The 15,650-nt window shown below is 48.0% G+C and carries 19 protein-coding genes, 2 tRNA genes and 1 other annotated feature; of the genes, 8 read left to right on the top strand and 13 right to left on the bottom strand.

Annotation, left to right across the window (positions count from 1 at the left end):
- Positions 1-7: 7 nt before the first annotated feature.
- From Psfp_RS05005 to Psfp_RS04960, 10 genes are all read right to left on the bottom strand, one after another.
- Positions 8-1,369 (bottom strand): CpaF family protein, encoded by a 1,362-nt coding sequence (locus Psfp_RS05005; RefSeq protein ID WP_134217453.1) that lies wholly within the window; start codon positions 1,367-1,369, stop codon positions 8-10.
- Positions 1,370-1,398: 29 nt separating this feature from the next.
- Positions 1,399-2,622, bottom strand: a complete 1,224-nt coding sequence (locus tag Psfp_RS05000; RefSeq protein ID WP_134217452.1) for a response regulator — start codon at positions 2,620-2,622, stop codon at positions 1,399-1,401.
- A 14-nt stretch (positions 2,623-2,636) separates the two neighbouring features.
- On the bottom strand, positions 2,637-3,365 hold the full coding sequence (cpaB, locus tag Psfp_RS04995) for a Flp pilus assembly protein CpaB (RefSeq protein WP_192895273.1): 729 nt from the start codon (positions 3,363-3,365) through the stop codon (positions 2,637-2,639).
- Between the two features lie 18 nt (positions 3,366-3,383).
- The gene (locus Psfp_RS04990; protein WP_134217450.1) at positions 3,384-4,340 is read right to left on the bottom strand and encodes a TadE/TadG family type IV pilus assembly protein; all 957 of its coding nucleotides are present in this window, start codon (positions 4,338-4,340) and stop codon (positions 3,384-3,386) included.
- A 14-nt stretch (positions 4,341-4,354) separates the two neighbouring features.
- A complete protein-coding gene (locus tag Psfp_RS04985) occupies positions 4,355-4,756 on the bottom strand; it encodes a TadE family protein (protein ID WP_134217449.1) in 402 nt (133 codons plus the stop codon).
- 5 nt (positions 4,757-4,761) lie between these two features.
- Positions 4,762-5,259 (bottom strand): A24 family peptidase, encoded by a 498-nt coding sequence (locus tag Psfp_RS04980; protein WP_134217448.1) that lies wholly within the window; start codon positions 5,257-5,259, stop codon positions 4,762-4,764.
- A 96-nt stretch (positions 5,260-5,355) separates the two neighbouring features.
- Entirely contained in the window at positions 5,356-5,541 is a 186-nt protein-coding gene (locus tag Psfp_RS04975) for a Flp family type IVb pilin (protein ID WP_134217447.1), read from the bottom strand.
- A 50-nt stretch (positions 5,542-5,591) separates the two neighbouring features.
- Positions 5,592-5,756, bottom strand: a complete 165-nt coding sequence (locus tag Psfp_RS04970; RefSeq protein WP_134217446.1) for a Flp family type IVb pilin — start codon at positions 5,754-5,756, stop codon at positions 5,592-5,594.
- 197 nt (positions 5,757-5,953) lie between these two features.
- Complete coding sequence (locus Psfp_RS04965; RefSeq protein WP_134217445.1) at positions 5,954-6,607, bottom strand: response regulator transcription factor; 654 nt, start codon at positions 6,605-6,607, stop codon at positions 5,954-5,956.
- A gap of 40 nt (positions 6,608-6,647) precedes the next feature.
- The gene (locus tag Psfp_RS04960; protein WP_134217444.1) at positions 6,648-7,796 is read right to left on the bottom strand and encodes a sensor histidine kinase; all 1,149 of its coding nucleotides are present in this window, start codon (positions 7,794-7,796) and stop codon (positions 6,648-6,650) included.
- 243 nt (positions 7,797-8,039) lie between these two features.
- On the opposite strand from Psfp_RS04960, the gene Psfp_RS04955 reads away from it, so the two are divergent.
- On the top strand, positions 8,040-8,915 hold the full coding sequence (locus Psfp_RS04955) for a YitT family protein (RefSeq protein WP_134217443.1): 876 nt from the start codon (positions 8,040-8,042) through the stop codon (positions 8,913-8,915).
- Here Psfp_RS04955 and Psfp_RS04950 read toward each other — a convergent pair whose 3' ends face one another.
- Positions 8,916-9,710 carry a trypsin-like peptidase domain-containing protein gene (locus tag Psfp_RS04950; protein ID WP_190239044.1) on the bottom strand — a complete coding sequence of 265 codons (795 nt, stop codon included), beginning with the start codon at positions 9,708-9,710 and terminating at the stop codon, positions 8,916-8,918.
- Positions 9,711-9,869: 159 nt separating this feature from the next.
- Entirely contained in the window at positions 9,870-10,016 is a 147-nt protein-coding gene (locus tag Psfp_RS21510; protein ID WP_190239045.1) for a hypothetical protein, read from the bottom strand.
- Positions 10,017-10,204: 188 nt separating this feature from the next.
- On the opposite strand from Psfp_RS21510, the gene Psfp_RS04945 reads away from it, so the two are divergent.
- The 3 genes from Psfp_RS04945 to Psfp_RS04935 all read left to right on the top strand — a co-directional run bounded on the left by Psfp_RS04945 (position 10,205) and on the right by Psfp_RS04935 (position 10,822).
- Positions 10,205-10,291, top strand: a tRNA-Leu gene (locus tag Psfp_RS04945).
- Between the two features lie 133 nt (positions 10,292-10,424).
- The gene (locus Psfp_RS04940; RefSeq protein WP_134217441.1) at positions 10,425-10,673 is read left to right on the top strand and encodes a hypothetical protein; all 249 of its coding nucleotides are present in this window, start codon (positions 10,425-10,427) and stop codon (positions 10,671-10,673) included.
- Positions 10,674-10,735: 62 nt separating this feature from the next.
- Positions 10,736-10,822: transfer RNA gene (locus tag Psfp_RS04935), tRNA-Leu, on the top strand.
- Positions 10,823-10,879: 57 nt separating this feature from the next.
- Here Psfp_RS04935 and Psfp_RS04930 read toward each other — a convergent pair.
- Positions 10,880-11,062, bottom strand: a complete 183-nt coding sequence (locus tag Psfp_RS04930; protein WP_134217440.1) for a hypothetical protein — start codon at positions 11,060-11,062, stop codon at positions 10,880-10,882.
- Positions 11,063-11,224: 162 nt separating this feature from the next.
- Here Psfp_RS04930 and Psfp_RS04925 point away from each other — a divergent pair, with 162 nt between their 5' ends.
- From Psfp_RS04925 to Psfp_RS04910, 4 genes are all read left to right on the top strand, one after another.
- On the top strand, positions 11,225-12,259 hold the full coding sequence (locus tag Psfp_RS04925) for a patatin-like phospholipase family protein (RefSeq protein ID WP_134217439.1): 1,035 nt from the start codon (positions 11,225-11,227) through the stop codon (positions 12,257-12,259).
- 127 nt (positions 12,260-12,386) lie between these two features.
- On the top strand, positions 12,387-12,692 hold the full coding sequence (locus Psfp_RS04920) for an ACT domain-containing protein (protein ID WP_134217499.1): 306 nt from the start codon (positions 12,387-12,389) through the stop codon (positions 12,690-12,692).
- Between the two features lie 15 nt (positions 12,693-12,707).
- Positions 12,708-14,066, top strand: coding sequence for a PFL family protein (locus Psfp_RS04915; RefSeq protein WP_134217438.1), 1,359 nt, complete (start codon positions 12,708-12,710; stop codon positions 14,064-14,066).
- Positions 14,067-14,187: 121 nt separating this feature from the next.
- Positions 14,188-14,411, top strand: a binding site (T-box leader).
- A gap of 89 nt (positions 14,412-14,500) precedes the next feature.
- A complete protein-coding gene (locus tag Psfp_RS04910; protein ID WP_190240167.1) occupies positions 14,501-15,649 on the top strand; it encodes an alanine--glyoxylate aminotransferase family protein in 1,149 nt (382 codons plus the stop codon).
- The last annotated feature ends 1 nt before the right edge of the window (position 15,650 follow it).

Genomic DNA, 15,650 nt, shown 5'->3' with positions numbered 1-15,650 from the left:
TCATTTATTACAGTATAGATGGATCAAAGGCCTCAAAGGGTATGTTAATCCCGTGTGCTTCCAGCTTATTGATGAACTTTGGCCTGATTCCTGTGGCAATGAACCGTCCCTGAATTTTGCCTTCAGGATCGATGCCTTCCTGCTTATAGAGATAAATATCCTGCAATACAATAATATCTCCTTCCATTCCCTGCACTTCAGTAAGGTGAGTGATTTTACGCGACCCGTCCTTCATCCGGCTCTGCTGGATAATCAAATCAACAGCAGAGGAAATTTGTTCTCTGATGGCCTTAACCGGCAGCTCCATACCGGCCATCAAAACCATTGTCTCAAGTCTTGAGAGCATGTCCCGCGGCGTATTGGCGTGGCCGGTGGTTAACGAACCGTCGTGACCGGTGTTCATGGCTTGAAGCATATCCAGCGCTTCACCGCTGCGGACTTCCCCGACAACAATACGGTCCGGGCGCATGCGGAGAGCATTGCGCACCAGATCACGGATGGTTATAGCTCCCTTGCCTTCAATATTGGGCGGGCGGCTTTCCAGCGTAATCACATGTTCCTGCCTTAATTGAAGTTCCGCCGCGTCCTCGATCGTTACAATTCTCTCATCATTGGGAATAAATGAAGATAATACATTGAGCGTGGTGGTTTTACCACTGCCTGTCCCCCCCGAAACAAGTATATTTAGCCTGGATTTAACACAAGCCTCAAGGAAACCTGCAATTTGTGAGGTAATCGTACCAAAATCGATCAGGTTATCGATAGTCAAAGGATCCTTGAAGAATTTACGAATGGTGATGGCAGGCCCTTTTAAACTAAGCGGGGGGATGATGGCGTTGACCCTGGAACCGTCCGGCAAGCGGGCATCGACCATCGGCATACTTTCGTCAATCCGCCTGCCCAAAGGGCTTACGATTTTTTCAATAATATGCATGACATGTCCGCTATTGCGGAAAAACAGGTCGGTTAATTCTATCTTTCCTTCTTTCTCCACATATATTTTGTCCGGGCCGTTGACCATAATCTCTGTTACTTCCGGGTCATTTAAAAGTGAAGTAATCGGGCCAAAAGCGATAGCATCGTCAGAGATTTCCTTGGCGATGCGCAAACGATCCAGGCGGGGTATACTGTTTTCTTCAGCTTCCAGCTGTGCTAAGACCATTCCCTCAATTCTCCTGGCCAAATCCTCCTGCGTTTTTTCACTGTCGGGAGCCGCTAAGTCCTTTAAATCTTCGATAATCCTCTTATGAATGGATGTCTTCAGGCTCTCATAAGGGTCTTTCTTTACCAAAGGTAATTTCTTTAATGAGTTCCCTTTTATTTCTGTTTGAGCAACTTTTTGTTTTTCGATTCTGGCCAAAAGTGACATTTGCTCTTCCCTTTCTTAAGATGAATGGTTTAGATACTAAAAATTTTATTAAAAAGAGATTTTTTAACTGCTTTATCTTGAGCAATTGCCGTGGCTGTTTCAAATTCTGCGGCCAGTTCCTTGATACTCTGGGCAATCCTGCTGTTAGCGCTGGTCAGGACAAACGGGTGTCCCTTATTTATTGAAGATAGGACGGTTTTCTCATCAAAAGGCAATATGGCTGCAGGTGAAGCATTCATGTGTTTTTGCAAATCTGCAATCTTGATTCCATAGTCCTGGGTGGACTTGTTCAGAACCAGCTTGACTTTGTGTGACTGGTTCAGCGTTTCCAGAACCTCGAGGTCAGTTTTAACGTGCTTAATGGCCGGAAGGTCACGGGTGAAGATTAATAGTATGTCATCGGCCATTTCCAGGGCGTTTAAATTCAAATCGTTAAAGAGCGGTGACGTATCAATAACGATGTAATCGTGATTGGCCTTTAACAGGGTGAGGATCTCAGCCACGTGGGCAGCTGTAATCAATTCAGCCTGCTCCGGCCGGAAGGGAGCCGGGAGCACCTTGACTCCGGACATATGCGGCGCCAAATAACTGTTAAGCAGGGAGTATTCCAACTGCTCCTCTTCCTGCACCATTTCAGCAATAGTACCCTTGGGGGAAAGGTTCAACATCACTGCGTCATCACCGCCCTGAAGATCTAAATCCACCAGCGCCACCCTCTTTTGGGTCTCCTGGGCCAGGCTAACCGCCATATTGCAGGAAACCGTGCTCTTTCCTACACCACCTTTACTCGAGAAAACAGCAATTATCCTCTTATCCGGTGGTTCCGCTTCCGGCGGCGCTGTTGCAACGGGCGGCGATAAAGAACGCCTGGGTCTGATTTTATAGCTGTTGTTGGCGCGACGTATGGTCTCAGCCAGTTCGTTACAGCTGAAAGGTTTAACCAGGTAGTCTCTGGCTCCCGCAGCCATGGCCTTTCTCAGGTACTCCGGTTCCCCCTGAATGGAAATAATGACAATAGCAGTCTCGGGTATCTGGTTGGATATTTTCTCAGAAGCCATGATCCCGTCCATGCCCGGCATGTTAATATCCATCAGAACTACGTCAGGTTTGAGATTTTCAGCCATTCTGAGGGCTTCTTCCCCGTCGCCCGCTTCTCCGACAACCGTGATGTCCTCCTCAAAGTAAAGCAACCGCTTGATATCTTCACGGACATTGGCGATATCGTCAACAACGAGTACGCTGGTCTGGCTCACGCGATTGACCTCCTTTAGTGCACCAGTTGGTTCGTCCTGATTGACGGCAGTGTAATGATATTCTGGTCGGTAGCCTGGCGAAGGCTTAACCTGATCGTGCCTTTTTCCGAACAAAGGATCAGGGGTTGGGCCTGTTCCGGCGTCACCTGCAGGGTTATAGTATGCTCGCTCGCGCTAGCCTTTTTTGCGTCCTGACCGCCGGCTGCGTCCTGGATGGCTGACTGGTCGACACTGAGTACATCCACGTTCTGGATCAAGAGGCTGGTGAAACTGGCTTTTTCCTGATTCTGCCCCTGCACGTCGAAGGTCCCAAATACATCCACCCGGTCGCCCTGTTTAATTAGTCCTGCAATACCGGAGACCTGGTTCACCGCCACAGTAACGGCCCGTTTGCCGGGTTGGATCACAAAGGAAAGTCCGTCGGAGTATTCCTTGTCCTTGGCCAGTTTATCCCTTAAGACCTGCTCCCCGGACAAGATGTCCGACTTCACGATTTTACCGATGACCTCATTGGTGTCAACCGCTGCCCGCTCGTTAATATACCTGGCGGGGATTTCTGTCAATTCAAGCATCTGAGCCGTAACCTGTGTCCTCGCTGGAATACGCTGGCGGGCAGTTACTACTTTTACAAAATCTCCGTTTACCACGTAAGTCTTTTTAAGTCCATCCAAAAATGTATAGATGCCGCCGGCTGCGGCCAGACCGACGGCGACGGCCAGGATTAAAATGATCTTGTTTTTCACTGTTATCTACCGCCTTGTTTATTCAATTAGTTTGGCGCCCAGCAAACCGTAGTCAGCTTGCCCGGAAGAGGTCTCTCCATCAGCCACCAACCTGATAAAAGAGCCATAAATATTGCTCTCTGTTCCCTGCCCGGCCACGTGGTCTACCAGAAAAGCAGCAAATCCTGATATGGTAATATTCTTTATCTGCCCGTTAGCTTCATAGTTTTCTCTATAGACAGGTATAAGAAGTATCCTAGGACACCCCGGGTCAAAATGGGTAGGAGTGCAGGCCGGGTAATGAGTGCAGAGTCCCAGCCGGTAGTCAACAGCACGCATGGTTGGGTTAGACATATTTCCCGTTTCCGTGTTAACCACATCGCCCACGTGGAGTGTACCTTTATAACCATACTTCAGATTATCTTCGTAATTTGACGCTCCGCTTCCCCCCAGGGAAAGAGCTCCGAAAGTCCCCGGGCCCAGCGGTGGGTCATCACTGTTCGCTCCTACCTTCAAAGTATAGGAGACACCGAATTCAAAAGGTCTTTCGGATATTGCCAGTGGAGCCGCCCCGTTCAAGGCGCTGACACCTGAAAGGCCGGCTGTTGCCGAGGCGCTTACGGCGCCTGAATTGAAACCCAGGAGCCGAGCAAAGATAAAATCCACCTGTCTTGTGGCGGCTACTGTTAGTTTTGTGTTAGAGCGGCCCAGGTAGGTCCCCACCAATGTATCCACCGGACTGACGCCATTTTGCAAAGCATAGTTTACAGCTACCACCCTGGCCTGTTCCGGGTTGACCGGCAGTTCATGGACTCCGGCCAAGACAGCAGCATCCACAGCGTTGACCAGTCTTTGCTTGTTAAGCGCAAGCAGTCCGATATCAGTTACCAGAGCCATGAAGCCGGTAAAAGCCGCCATGCCGGCAGCTACCAAAATCAGGGCCATTCCCCGTTGGTCACTGGTAAAATGCCTGAAAAATTTTATTAAACTTTTCATATTCACCTCCGTCTTCACTCTATCCTCATCGTTGTTGAGGCTGTTAGAGGGAATGGGTTGGGAACGACTGCGTCCACGATTGGCGTTATCAGGCCTATGGAATAATTGACCCGGACCGTCAGTGGAACACCCCTTACCCTGGAGCTTTGGCCAGGCTCAATTGAAATTTGAGAGTCCGTTAGGCCCAGTGAAACAGAAACCTCCTTGACCTTTGTCTTAATGGCAGTATCGTCCAAACCCACTATACCGGCACGGGCGCCCTCCCTGGTAGCGTTTGTTATGAGCAGATAGGAATGAAATATCCTTCCAAATTCAACTGTGCCCATGACCAACATGAGTAAAATGGGAAGTACCAGCGCCAGCTCCACCAGTGCCTGCCCTTGTTTGTTTTTAATCAGCTTCCTAATAAAATGCATCAAGATCACCTCGTGAAGTATGCGGCAATAGCCGCTCCATAAGGGATGGTAACCGCTGTCTGACTGTCGTCGATAGAAACCTTCCCCCTTATTCGTGGTGCTCCCATAGCCAGTAAATATGCGTTATATCCTATTTTCTCCAGGGTAGTCCGTATTTTTTTCTGCTTTATCAAATAAACTGCCGACATAATCCCACCCACAATGGCGCTTGCGAGAAAAGCCACAACCACAAAATCAGGTCCCTTTAAAACTCCGATAATACCAAGAAGCTTAACGTCTCCCGCACCTATGCCGCCCATCGTGAAAGGTATAACCAGCAGGGCAATTCCCAGTATAAAACCCTGTACCGCCCACCAGCTCTGGCCCAACCCGCCGGTCAGGAGATGGTATATGACGGCTGCAATGAAGGCGGGCAGAAGAACAAAATTATAAATCTTTCTATAGGAAACATCTGTATAAAGGCAGATTGCCAATACACTAAACAAAATAACATCACTCAACATGTTTGTTGTCCTTGGTTTTTAGAGTGCGGCCCTACTCAAGGAAGCTCAAGTAGGGCCATTTACTGTAATTTCAATAAGCATTTTTGTAACTTCTGATTAGTCAGTGCTGGTTTCAGTGCCGGTTAGACCGCCATTGACTTCTCCAAATTTGTCGCTAATGGTAGTACCCATAAGCTGCAGGGCGCCAATAACAACAACCGCAATAAGTGCAAGTATCAAACCATATTCCGCCATCCCCTGACCTTTTTCCTCAACAATCAGTGTTTTTAAGATATTGGTCATTATTTACACCACCTTTCTTTTTTGGTTTTTTTTATAGCTCTTATGCCCAACTAATTGAAATTCTCAGTAGTGTCGCTAAAAGCATTGATGATTCCACTAGACATCGTTTTTAGAGCCGCTATGGCCACCATCGCCACCAGCATCAAGATAAATGCGTATTCCGCCAACCCCTGGCCGGCCTCTTCCTTAGAAAATTTTCTGACCAGGCTCTTCATTTATATCCACCCTTTCCCTGCTGGCTTGTTGAAATAATTTTACTACCTGCTTGTCTTTATGACATGATTCTCCAGTCTCATTTTATTAACGACATTAACCGGCTTTTTATGGGATATAGGTCCTATAATTTCACCAACACAAAAAAACCCGCGTTTTTTCACGGGCTGGATTCCTGGCAATGTGGTTTTGATTGGAATCAGATTTTGACCAGTCTGTTTTTGACTGCATGGATGGCTGCCTGGGTCCGGTCCTCTACCCCCAGTTTTTGAAATATGTTGGTCAAGTGGTTCTTTACTGTTTTCTCGCTGATAAATAATTTCTTGGCAATGGCACGGTTGTTTTCCCCGTGCGCAACCAGTCTCAACACGTCGAATTCACGCCTGGTCAGTCTCTCTGACGAGGTCCCAAGTTGGTTTTGAGATGACAGCCGGGCATATTCATTAAACATTTTGGCCGTCATGGACGGAGTGATAAATGACTCTCCTCTGGCCACCCCCAGAATGGTTTGGATTAAAACGCTGGGGCTGATATCTTTTAAAATATAGCCGGACACTCCCGCCTTGATCAATTCAAAAAGGTATTCCTCCTGGTCATGGATAGTCAAGGCAATTATACCGATCTCAGGTTTCTCATTTTTAATCGCCCGGGTAGCTTCAATTCCGTTGGTAACCGGCATATTGATATCCATCAGAATCACGTCCGGCTGCATTCGGAAAGCCTGTTCAACGGCCTGAGCGCCATTTTCGGCCTCACCCACAACTTTGATGACCTCTTCGGTCGATAAAATTTTGGTTAACCCTTCTCTAACCAGAGCATGATCGTCGACGATCAACACCTTTACTTTCTCCATAGAACCGGTTTCCCCCCAAATAACGAAGTTATGACAAGCATTAATAGTCTGTAGGGACCGAAACACATAATGCCGTACCATTACCGGGAGAAGAGGTGATACTCATCTCTCCTTTTAAAAGCTGCACTCTCTCCCTTATGCCAACCAGACCGTATCCCTCAGCGGACCGCTCTACCATCACCTTATCCTGCTCAAAGCCGAGACCGTCATCCTTGATATGTATATTTATCTTGTTCTCAAGCACTTCTACCTTAACCAGAGCATTGTTAGCCTGGGCATGCTTTCTAATGTTGGTTACCGCTTCCTGCACAATTCTGAACAAAGCTACCTCGACAGAAGTGTCCAGTCGTCTCGGCTGCCCAAAGAAAAGAAATTCTATTGGGTGTTCGTTCTGCAGCCTGCAGTCGCTGAGGTATCTTTTTATAGCGGGAACCAACCCCAGGTCGTCCAAGACCATGGGCCTTAAGTCAAAAATGATTTTTCTGACGTCCATGAGGCTCATGCGGACCAGTTCCTGTAAAGCGACCAGCTCTTCCCTGACTTTAGCCGGGTCCAGGTCCAGAAGTTTCAGGCAATACTCCGCCCTCATTACAATATTGGCCATGGATTGAGCCGGGCTGTCGTGAATTTCCCGCGCCAGCCGCTTACGTTCTTCTTCCTGGGCTTTGATGATGCTCAGGGCAAGGTGCTGCGCTTGCCGGTACTCGCCAATTTTCGAACTGAGGTCATTCAGCCCACTACCCAGAAAACTGTAAACAACACCGACCTGAGCGATTATTTTTTCAGCCCGCGCTACAGTCTCCCGAAACTGTTGCAAGCTCTTTTCAATTTGAGCGCATTGCTGCTCTAAAGCCTTTTCTTTCTCACCCAGCTTGAATATTTCCAATTGGAGGTTATAAGTATGGTCATAAACGTTTTTAATAACCTCGTCGGTATACTTGTTAAAATTTTTCTTAATTTCCATCAAACGCAGAGTGGCTTTTTTCCCTTTATAGGATAAATCATCCACCTGCGCCCGAACTTCCAAAAGTTCCTTTTTAACCCTGGTTAACTCTTCTGTCAGCCTGGCAAACTCCAGGCGTGAGTTTTCCAAGACATTGTATACCTGAATTTTCCTGCGATCAAGCGCATCCAGCGTATCCTTAAATATTTGATTGAGAATCCGGTCGAGTGCATTAATGTCTAACATTAGTCGGACCTCTTTACCTTTTCGATAGATATTCGATAAACTCTGGATTAATCATTCCTTTATACGAAAGATTTTGCAACCTTATTTATATATTTTTTAATAGTGCAAGTAAATAGTACAAAAGGCCCAAGTTATGTAGGACCTTAAAAAGGGCTCGTGGCTGCCCGATCGGGGTTAAAGGAGATGGCCATAATATTTTATAATTAATTGATTGAGTTAGAGGATGGTGCTATAATTTCACCCATGAAGAGAAAAACAAGGGTAAAACTGGCCAGGCTCAGCAGAGCCGGGAAAAAAGTCTCAATAAGGCTGGCGGGCATTGCCACCGGCGCCGCCTTAATTGCAATTTCGATCAACGCCTTTATTATCCCCTACGGGCTGCTGTCGGGGGGAGTGTCGGGCCTGTCCCTGATGATCAATTATCTTACCGGCTTTCCTGTCTACCTTGGTATTTTTCTCATAAATCTACCTATTTTTATCTGGGGTCTGAAGGAACTTGACCACAAGTTTATCATTTACAGCGCCGCAGGAACAATCGTGCTCATTCTCGTCCTGCCTCTATCCAGACCATACATACCTGTATACGGGCTTGACCTGTTCCTGGCCTCCCTTTTCTCCGGCATTGTCACAGGTCTGGGCAGCGGCATCGTATTAAAATATGGAGCCTCCACCGGAGGAACCGATATCATATCTATGATCGCGAAAAAAAAGAAGAACATTTCCGTTGGGGCTACTTCCTTCTATTGCAACATCGCGGTGTTGCTCCCCTCACTGTATTTTTTCGACCTGAAGATTGCCATGTATACCGCCATCAGCATGTGGGTTGGGGGGAAAGTTATCGACACGGTTATAGAAGGGTTTAACCACAACAAGTCAGTCATGATCATCTCAGATAAAAGCTCTGAAATTGCTGACCGCATCATGCATGAAATGCGCCGGGGGGTAACCTACCTGGAGGGTCAGGGAGCATATTCAGGACAACCAAAGCTAGTGATTAGCTGTGTCGTCAGTCATTATGAAATCCCCAGGGTCAAAGAAATCGTGCATTCAATTGATAAAAAGGCTTTCATCTATATCACCGAAACGGTAGAGGTAAAAGGTAGAGGTTTCACCTGGTAACTAACCGGTTAAGCTCAACACCTCAATAATTGGAATAGCCAGGCCTATAACCTTCTCCTTACCGTTCTCGGTACGATGCATAGTGCCAAAGACCACCCCGACCACTTGACCGTTCCGGTTGTAGACCGGGCTTCCGCTGTTTCCCGCATAAATAGGGGCGTCAATGGTGAATACCTGCTCTGCTTTGCCCCTAACAATCAGGTACTCTTGCACCGTGCCTTCAACAACAATATTGTTGAGTGAAAGCGGGTTGCCAACTACCCTGATCCTGTCACCTGGCTGGGGCGCGCACCGTGCATCCAGGGCAACCACCGGCAACTCGGCGCCGTCGAGGTTTATTACCGCCAGGTCATATTCCGACCTGCCGGACCAGTTAACGGCTTTGAAAACTCTGCCGTCAGGGAATTCCACCACCACGTTTAGCGCGTCCTCAACCACGTGGTGATTGGTGACAATTACCCCCTGCGGGTTGATATTAAACCCAGTACCGCGCTTCTGCTCCACTGTGATAGAGGAACCATTTTTACGTGCCACCACCTGGACCTGCACCACAGCCTGCATCATTTCATTATCTATATCTTTTTTCAGGTGAAGCGATTCGGTAATTAGCTCAGCTAACGGAGCGTTCCCGAATGACTGGAGGGATGTGGCAGCAACAAGACCGATAAAAGCCAAAAGCGTTATTAGTGCAGCAAACCTAAAAAGAGCCGGCCGGCCGGCAGTATTTTCTTCACCGTCAGTATTTTCCTCTGCATAGCCATCTTCAAGCCCATAGTAATCTTCTTCCCTGTCCATGGTACACACGCTCCGGGAGCAAATTTGGGAGGCCAAGGTTATCATATCCGGAAAACGTCAAATAGTCCAGTTGCTGTCGATATGTTAACAAATATTAATAGCATAAAATCAAACAGGGCTCGACCGGATAGCCAAACCCCGTTTTGATATGCTAAATTTTTATACGCTGGGCCTGTCAGGGGGGGTCAACTTCCACCTTTTCTTGGAGTTGGCCGCCTTGCCCATATCCCATGTTTCCTTATAGCCCATTGTTGCAGTCGACGGGACTTTACATCCCTTTAAAACACCTTTCACCCTTTTGCCCATAAGCGCCTCCCTTTCTTTAAGTTAAAGGTTGCCCCTGAACGGCAAATGAAATGCGCCGTTTTAAAGTGAATTAATGACACAGGTTAAAGTCAAATCCCTTAATTTACAGACTTCATGGCTGTTGACAGGTCATTAATAATTATGCTATAGTATCTATGCGGTTTTCGCCGGAATAAATTTAATTGTATGCGGCAGTGGCGGAATTGGCAGACGCGCAAGATTCAGGTTCTTGTGCCCGTAAGGGTGTGAAGGTTCAAGTCCTTTCTGCCGCACCAATATTTTTTTCAGGGTTAGAACACTTACACAGGGTTCTAGCCTTTTTGTTGTCACCCTCTAATATTGCCGATATTTAAAATTTACGCCCAATCAAAATTATGGTACAATTACCTTAAAAAAGGAGAGTGAACGATGAAACTCTATTGGCTTTGCGAATATGCTCAAAAAGGTGAATTTAAAGTAGCTAAAGATACCGATGATTTATTTCAAAAAAAAAGTGAAGAGATTAACAAGGAATTTTCCTGGGTTAAAGATAATTTTGAGTGCACAGAAATTTGTGAAGTCGATGGATATAAGATTGTGTTGGAAAAAATTAACAAATCAACTGACGGGTTGGAAGGCAAAGTCTGGATTGAAGAAATTCAAGAAACTTTTAAATAAATTATAAACCTCCCCAAGTAAATATTCAGAAATACTTACTTCAAAAATTCACAGCTCTACATGCGGCAGTGGCGGAATTGGCAGACGCGCAAGATTCAGGTTCTTGTGTCCGTAAGGATGTGAAGGTTCAAGTCCTTTCTGCCGCACCAATTAAAATCAAGGCTTCCGGGTTCGGGGGGCTTTTTATTTTATTGTTGCGGCAACTATCACCTCATGAAAGCCCGGACCAGATGTGCGGCAAAGTAGGTCACAGCAGCCAGGCAAAGCCAGAAACCCGCCAATATCTCCAGCTCCCCGTCCTCCCTCTCCAACCAATCCAATAACCGGTCGATCAACACGAAGTCCGTATAACACGCATACTCTTCTTTAATTCTCATAACTCTATCCATCAAGACGCCCCCTTGTCGTACATATGTTTGTTATCATACTACATCAGAACACGTGTTCTGTCAACAATAAAACACAAGCATTAGCCCGATTAAAGTAAGTTAAATATAATTGTCACCTTTTTCAACACGGCTCAATAATATTTTTCGGAGGGGGTGATAATTTTGAAGAAAAAGGCTGATGCAATTTTTGAAGGTGGCGGCGTTAAAGCCTTCGGTATGCTAGGCGCTCTTTTTGAAGCCGAGAGGCGGGGTTACCAGTGGGTAAACGTGGCTGGCTCTTCTGCCGGCGCAATCATCGCAGCCCTGGTTGCGGCGGGGTATTCGGCGCTTGAAATTAAAGAGCAGATCTGGAAACTTGATTTCAGATACTTAAAGGATGTTGACTGGGTGGGACGAATACCCATTATCGGTCATGCGCTTAACCTGTGGTTCAAGCACGGTCTTTACGTGGGAAATCACCTGGAAAGCCTGATCCGGGGATTATTGGCCGCAAAAGGGATTGTCACATTTAAAGACCTTGTCCAGAAAGAGTATGACAGCGATCCTATCCGCCACTACAAACTTGTTGTTACCGCCACAGATGTCACCAGGCGCAAGCTGTTAAGGCTGCCCTACGATTTCATAGACTACGGTATTGATCCTGACAGCATGGAAGTATGCAAGGCAGTAAGGATGAGTTCCTCACTTCCCTTCTTTTTTGAACCCTGCCGCATTGTTTCCAGCAGTTTGAAAAATAGACAGAAACTAAACTATTTAATTGATGGTGGAGTACTCAGCAATTTTCCAGTCTGGGTATTCGACGACGATGATGTCCCCGCCTGGCCGACTTTTGGCTTTAAAATTGTGGAGGAAGATCAAACCGAACCCTCGCGCATCAACAACCCCTTCGACCTTTTCAAAGCCATACTTTCAACTATGCTGGAAGCTCATGACAAAATCCATGAGTCGAACCTCAAAAGCAGCCTCCGCACCATTTCAATACCCTCGCTTGGGATTAAGACTACTGATTTTGACACCATCAACAAGGAAAAGGATGCGTTATTCGAGGCCGGAGTACAAGCGGCGGTAGGTTTCTTCGAGGGCTGGAACTTTGAAGCTTTCAAACTCCAGTGTTGCAATTATCCACGTCTTCACACACTACCCAACTTGCAGCTTTTGCATAATAAGCCTGCGTCAGGCGCCCGTAAAAAGGTTTGACTTTTAGATCAGCCAAGGTTAAGATTATTTTATATTTCCCCATATTTCGTGGGAATATCGCATACTCTATATGCGTAAGCAAAGCTGGCCGCCAGCTTTAATTTTTTTGTTAAAGGGGAGAACTATGATGCTTGCGGAGCTTAAGAAGACTGAATCAAAGGGGAACCGGGTCATAGTTACCGTCGTGGGGCCGGACTGCGTGGGCATTATCGCCGGAGTGGCCCAGGTACTCGCGTCAAACGGCATTAATATTCTGGACATCAGCCAGACCATTTTGCAGGAATTTCTGGTGATGGTCATGGTTGCGGATATGTCCGGCAGCCCTGTGGACTTGAGCACCTTAAAGGAAAGATTGGCCGCAAAGGGACTTGAACTGGGTGTGAGGATCGATGCTCAGCACGAAGATGTCTTCAAATTCATGCACAGGATTTAGCCGGGGGGGAATAAGATGCTCACCTTACAGGAGATAATGGAAACTATCAAGATGGTGCAGGAGGAAAACCTTGATATCCGCACGATTACCATGGGTATCAGTCTGCGGGACTGTGCCGGACCGGACTCCCGCCAGACGAGGACCAAAATTTATGACAAAATCACGAGACTGGCCGGCCAACTGGTCAAAACCGGGGAGCAGATAGAGCGCGAATACGGCCTGCCCATTGTCAACAAGAGGATCTCGGTGACACCCATGGCCCTGGTCGCCGAAAGCAGCGTAAAGGGTGATATGGTTGACTTCGCCAGGACCATGGACGATGCTGCCGCCGCTGTCGGGGTCAATTTTATCGGCGGCTATTCCGCGCTGGTGCATAAAGGGTTTACCGGAGCCGACCACCGCCTGATCGACAGTATCCCTGAAGCGCTGGACGTCACAACCAGGGTTTGCTCCTCCGTAAATGTGGCGACAACTCATGCCGGAATAAATATGGACGCGGTATACCGCATGGGCCAGGTTATAAAAAAAACCGCAGAGCTTACGGCTGACCGGGACGGGCTGGGATGCGCCAAGCTGGTTGTTTTTGCCAATGTGCCGGAGGACAACCCTTTTATGGCGGGGGCCTTTCACGGTATCGGCGAGCCGGAGTGCGTCATCAACGTCGGTGTAAGCGGTCCCGGTGTAGTAAAAAAGGCGGTTGAAACTGTTAAGGGAGCAGACTTTGGAGTGCTGGCCGAAACTATCAAGAAAACCGCTTTCAAGATTACCAGGATGGGTGAGTTGGTAGGGCGAACCGCCGCAGAAAGACTTGGGGTTCCCTTTGGCATTGTCGACATATCGCTGGCTCCCACCCCGGCGATCGGGGACAGCGTTGCCGAGATCCTGGAAGCAATGGGCATTGAAATATGCGGTACGCACGGGACCACGGCCGCGCTGGCCCTCTTGAATGACGCTGTTAAAAAAGGCGGCGCCATGGCCTCATCCTACGTTGGAGGCCTTTCAGGGGCTTTCATTCCTCTTAGCGAAGACGCCGGCATGATCCGTGCCGCCGAGGCTGGCGCTCTTACTCTGGAAAAGCTTGAGGCTATGACTTGTGTATGCTCGGTCGGGTTGGATATGATCGCCGTACCAGGTGATACACCGGCAGAGACAATCGCCGCGATTATTGCAGATGAAGCAGCCATAGGCATGATTAACAAAAAAACCACCGCTGTACGGATGATTCCCGCGGTGGGTAAAAAAGTGGGCGATTACGTCGAATACGGCGGCTTGCTGGGCAGTGCCCCGGTGATTCCTGTAAAGCCGTTTTCACCCGGAATTGACCGGCGACTTGCGGGTGCACCGTTATTTTCTGGAAAATTGCATTTAGCATAAGGTATTATCATGTATGTAAATATTGAGAATATATTGTTATTTTGTATCCCTATTGCATATTGCTGTCATGTGTAGTAATATTTTAAACAAGTTTATTTAATTATAGGGGATTGTTCCCACTATAAACCCGGTGAAAGGGTAGAGTAATCCGTCGTAAATCCTCTCAGAGAGCCGGTGGTGGCTGTAAACCGGCAGGAGCGGCGCAGATGAAATTGGCTCCCTGGAGGGGGCTTGCTGAAAGCAGAAGTAGGCAGGCACGGTAGTTCCCGTTAGAACATGCTCAAGAGGACCGGAGGATTCCGGTCAAAAAGGGTGGCACCGCGGGAGAAACCTCTCGTCCCTATTAATTTAAGGGGACGAGAGGTTCATTATTTTATGAGCGCAATGCATACTGTAAAATTTTGTTTTGGTTAAGAAGGGAGAGTTTTTTACAAGTGCAAGACAAACAATACCTGATGATGCCGGGTCCTACGCCTGTTCCCCCGTCCGTGTATGCCGCCATGTCCAGGCCGGTAGGCGGGCACCGTACCGATGAATTTGCCCGGATGCACAAGCGGATTGTTGAAAAGCTGAAAAGGGTTTTTCAGACCCAAAATGATATCTTTGTAATAACCAATTCCGGGACAGGCGCGCTGGAAACAGCCATCGCCAATACAGTAAGCGCCAGAGACAAGGTCCTGGCCTTGATCACCGGTAATTTCGGGGAACGCTTTGCCAATATTGCCAGGGCTTATGGCGCCGAGCTTATAGAGGTTAATTTTGGTTACGGCAAAGATGTGGACCTCTCGGTGGTCGAAGAAAAGCTGCGTCAGAATCCTGATGTTAAAGTGGTGCTGGCGACCCAGAACGAGACCTCCACTGGTGTATGCAACGATATCGCCGGCATCGGCGCCCTGGTAGCCAGGACACCTGCATTACTCCTGGTGGACGGAGTCAGCGGGGTTGGAGCAATCGAGATCAAGGTGGACGAGTGGGGCATTGACATGCTTTGCACGGCATCTCAAAAGGCATTCATGCTGCCGCCGGGACTGGCCATGGTCAGCGTCAGCGACAAGGCCTGGGGTGTGGTTAACAACAATAAAGCTCCCAGGTTTTACTTCAGTATCCCGGCCTTCAAAAAAGTCCTGGATAAGTGGAATACCGCTTACACCCCCAATGTGACCCTGTTCTATGGGCTGGAAGCGGCACTTGAAATGATGGAAGCGGAAGGGCTGGACAATGTCTATACGCGCCATGCCCTGCTGGCCCGTGCCACTCGCGCCGCCGTCAAGGCCCTGGGCTTACGGCTCCTGGCGGAAGAACGCTACGCCTCCAATGCCTTGACCGCGGTATGGGGGCCGGAGGGAATTGCCGCCGACGACCTCAGAAAAATTATTAAAAATAAATATGGGGTAATTTTTGCCGGCGGACAGGGCGAGGTAAAAGGGAAAATCATACGCATCGCCCACATGGGCTTTGCAGATAAAATGGACGTGATAATTGCCGTAAGCGCACTGGAAATGGCGCTGGCCGAGGCTGGTTATCCCGTACAGCTTGGAGCGGGGATAGCGGCTGCGCAAGAAGTATTTTTAGGGAGGGTATAGC

The sequence above is a fragment of the Pelotomaculum sp. FP genome (genome assembly GCF_004369245.1).
Taxonomy (GTDB): domain Bacteria; phylum Bacillota; class Desulfotomaculia; order Desulfotomaculales; family Pelotomaculaceae; genus Pelotomaculum_C; species Pelotomaculum_C schinkii.
This window is presented reverse-complemented; position numbering and strand designations above follow the sequence as displayed.

Coding starts and splice junctions, on each gene's coding strand:
- Psfp_RS05005 (WP_134217453.1), bottom strand. CDS start 1,369: ATGTCACTTTTGGCCAGAATCGAAAAACAAAAAGTTGCTCAAACAGAA.
- Psfp_RS04990 (WP_134217450.1), bottom strand. CDS start 4,340: ATGAAAAGTTTAATAAAATTTTTCAGGCATTTTACCAGTGACCAACGG.
- Psfp_RS04985 (WP_134217449.1), bottom strand. CDS start 4,756: ATGCATTTTATTAGGAAGCTGATTAAAAACAAACAAGGGCAGGCACTG.
- Psfp_RS04980 (WP_134217448.1), bottom strand. CDS start 5,259: ATGTTGAGTGATGTTATTTTGTTTAGTGTATTGGCAATCTGCCTTTAT.
- Psfp_RS04975 (WP_134217447.1), bottom strand. CDS start 5,541: ATGACCAATATCTTAAAAACACTGATTGTTGAGGAAAAAGGTCAGGGG.
- Psfp_RS04970 (WP_134217446.1), bottom strand. CDS start 5,756: ATGAAGAGCCTGGTCAGAAAATTTTCTAAGGAAGAGGCCGGCCAGGGG.
- Psfp_RS04965 (WP_134217445.1), bottom strand. CDS start 6,607: ATGGAGAAAGTAAAGGTGTTGATCGTCGACGATCATGCTCTGGTTAGA.
- Psfp_RS04960 (WP_134217444.1), bottom strand. CDS start 7,796: ATGTTAGACATTAATGCACTCGACCGGATTCTCAATCAAATATTTAAG.
- Psfp_RS04955 (WP_134217443.1), top strand. CDS start 8,040: ATGAAGAGAAAAACAAGGGTAAAACTGGCCAGGCTCAGCAGAGCCGGG.
- Psfp_RS04950 (WP_190239044.1), bottom strand. CDS start 9,710: ATGGACAGGGAAGAAGATTACTATGGGCTTGAAGATGGCTATGCAGAG.
- Psfp_RS21510 (WP_190239045.1), bottom strand. CDS start 10,016: ATGGGCAAAAGGGTGAAAGGTGTTTTAAAGGGATGTAAAGTCCCGTCG.
- Psfp_RS04940 (WP_134217441.1), top strand. CDS start 10,425: ATGAAACTCTATTGGCTTTGCGAATATGCTCAAAAAGGTGAATTTAAA.
- Psfp_RS04930 (WP_134217440.1), bottom strand. CDS start 11,062: ATGGATAGAGTTATGAGAATTAAAGAAGAGTATGCGTGTTATACGGAC.
- Psfp_RS04920 (WP_134217499.1), top strand. CDS start 12,387: ATGCTTGCGGAGCTTAAGAAGACTGAATCAAAGGGGAACCGGGTCATA.
- Psfp_RS04915 (WP_134217438.1), top strand. CDS start 12,708: ATGCTCACCTTACAGGAGATAATGGAAACTATCAAGATGGTGCAGGAG.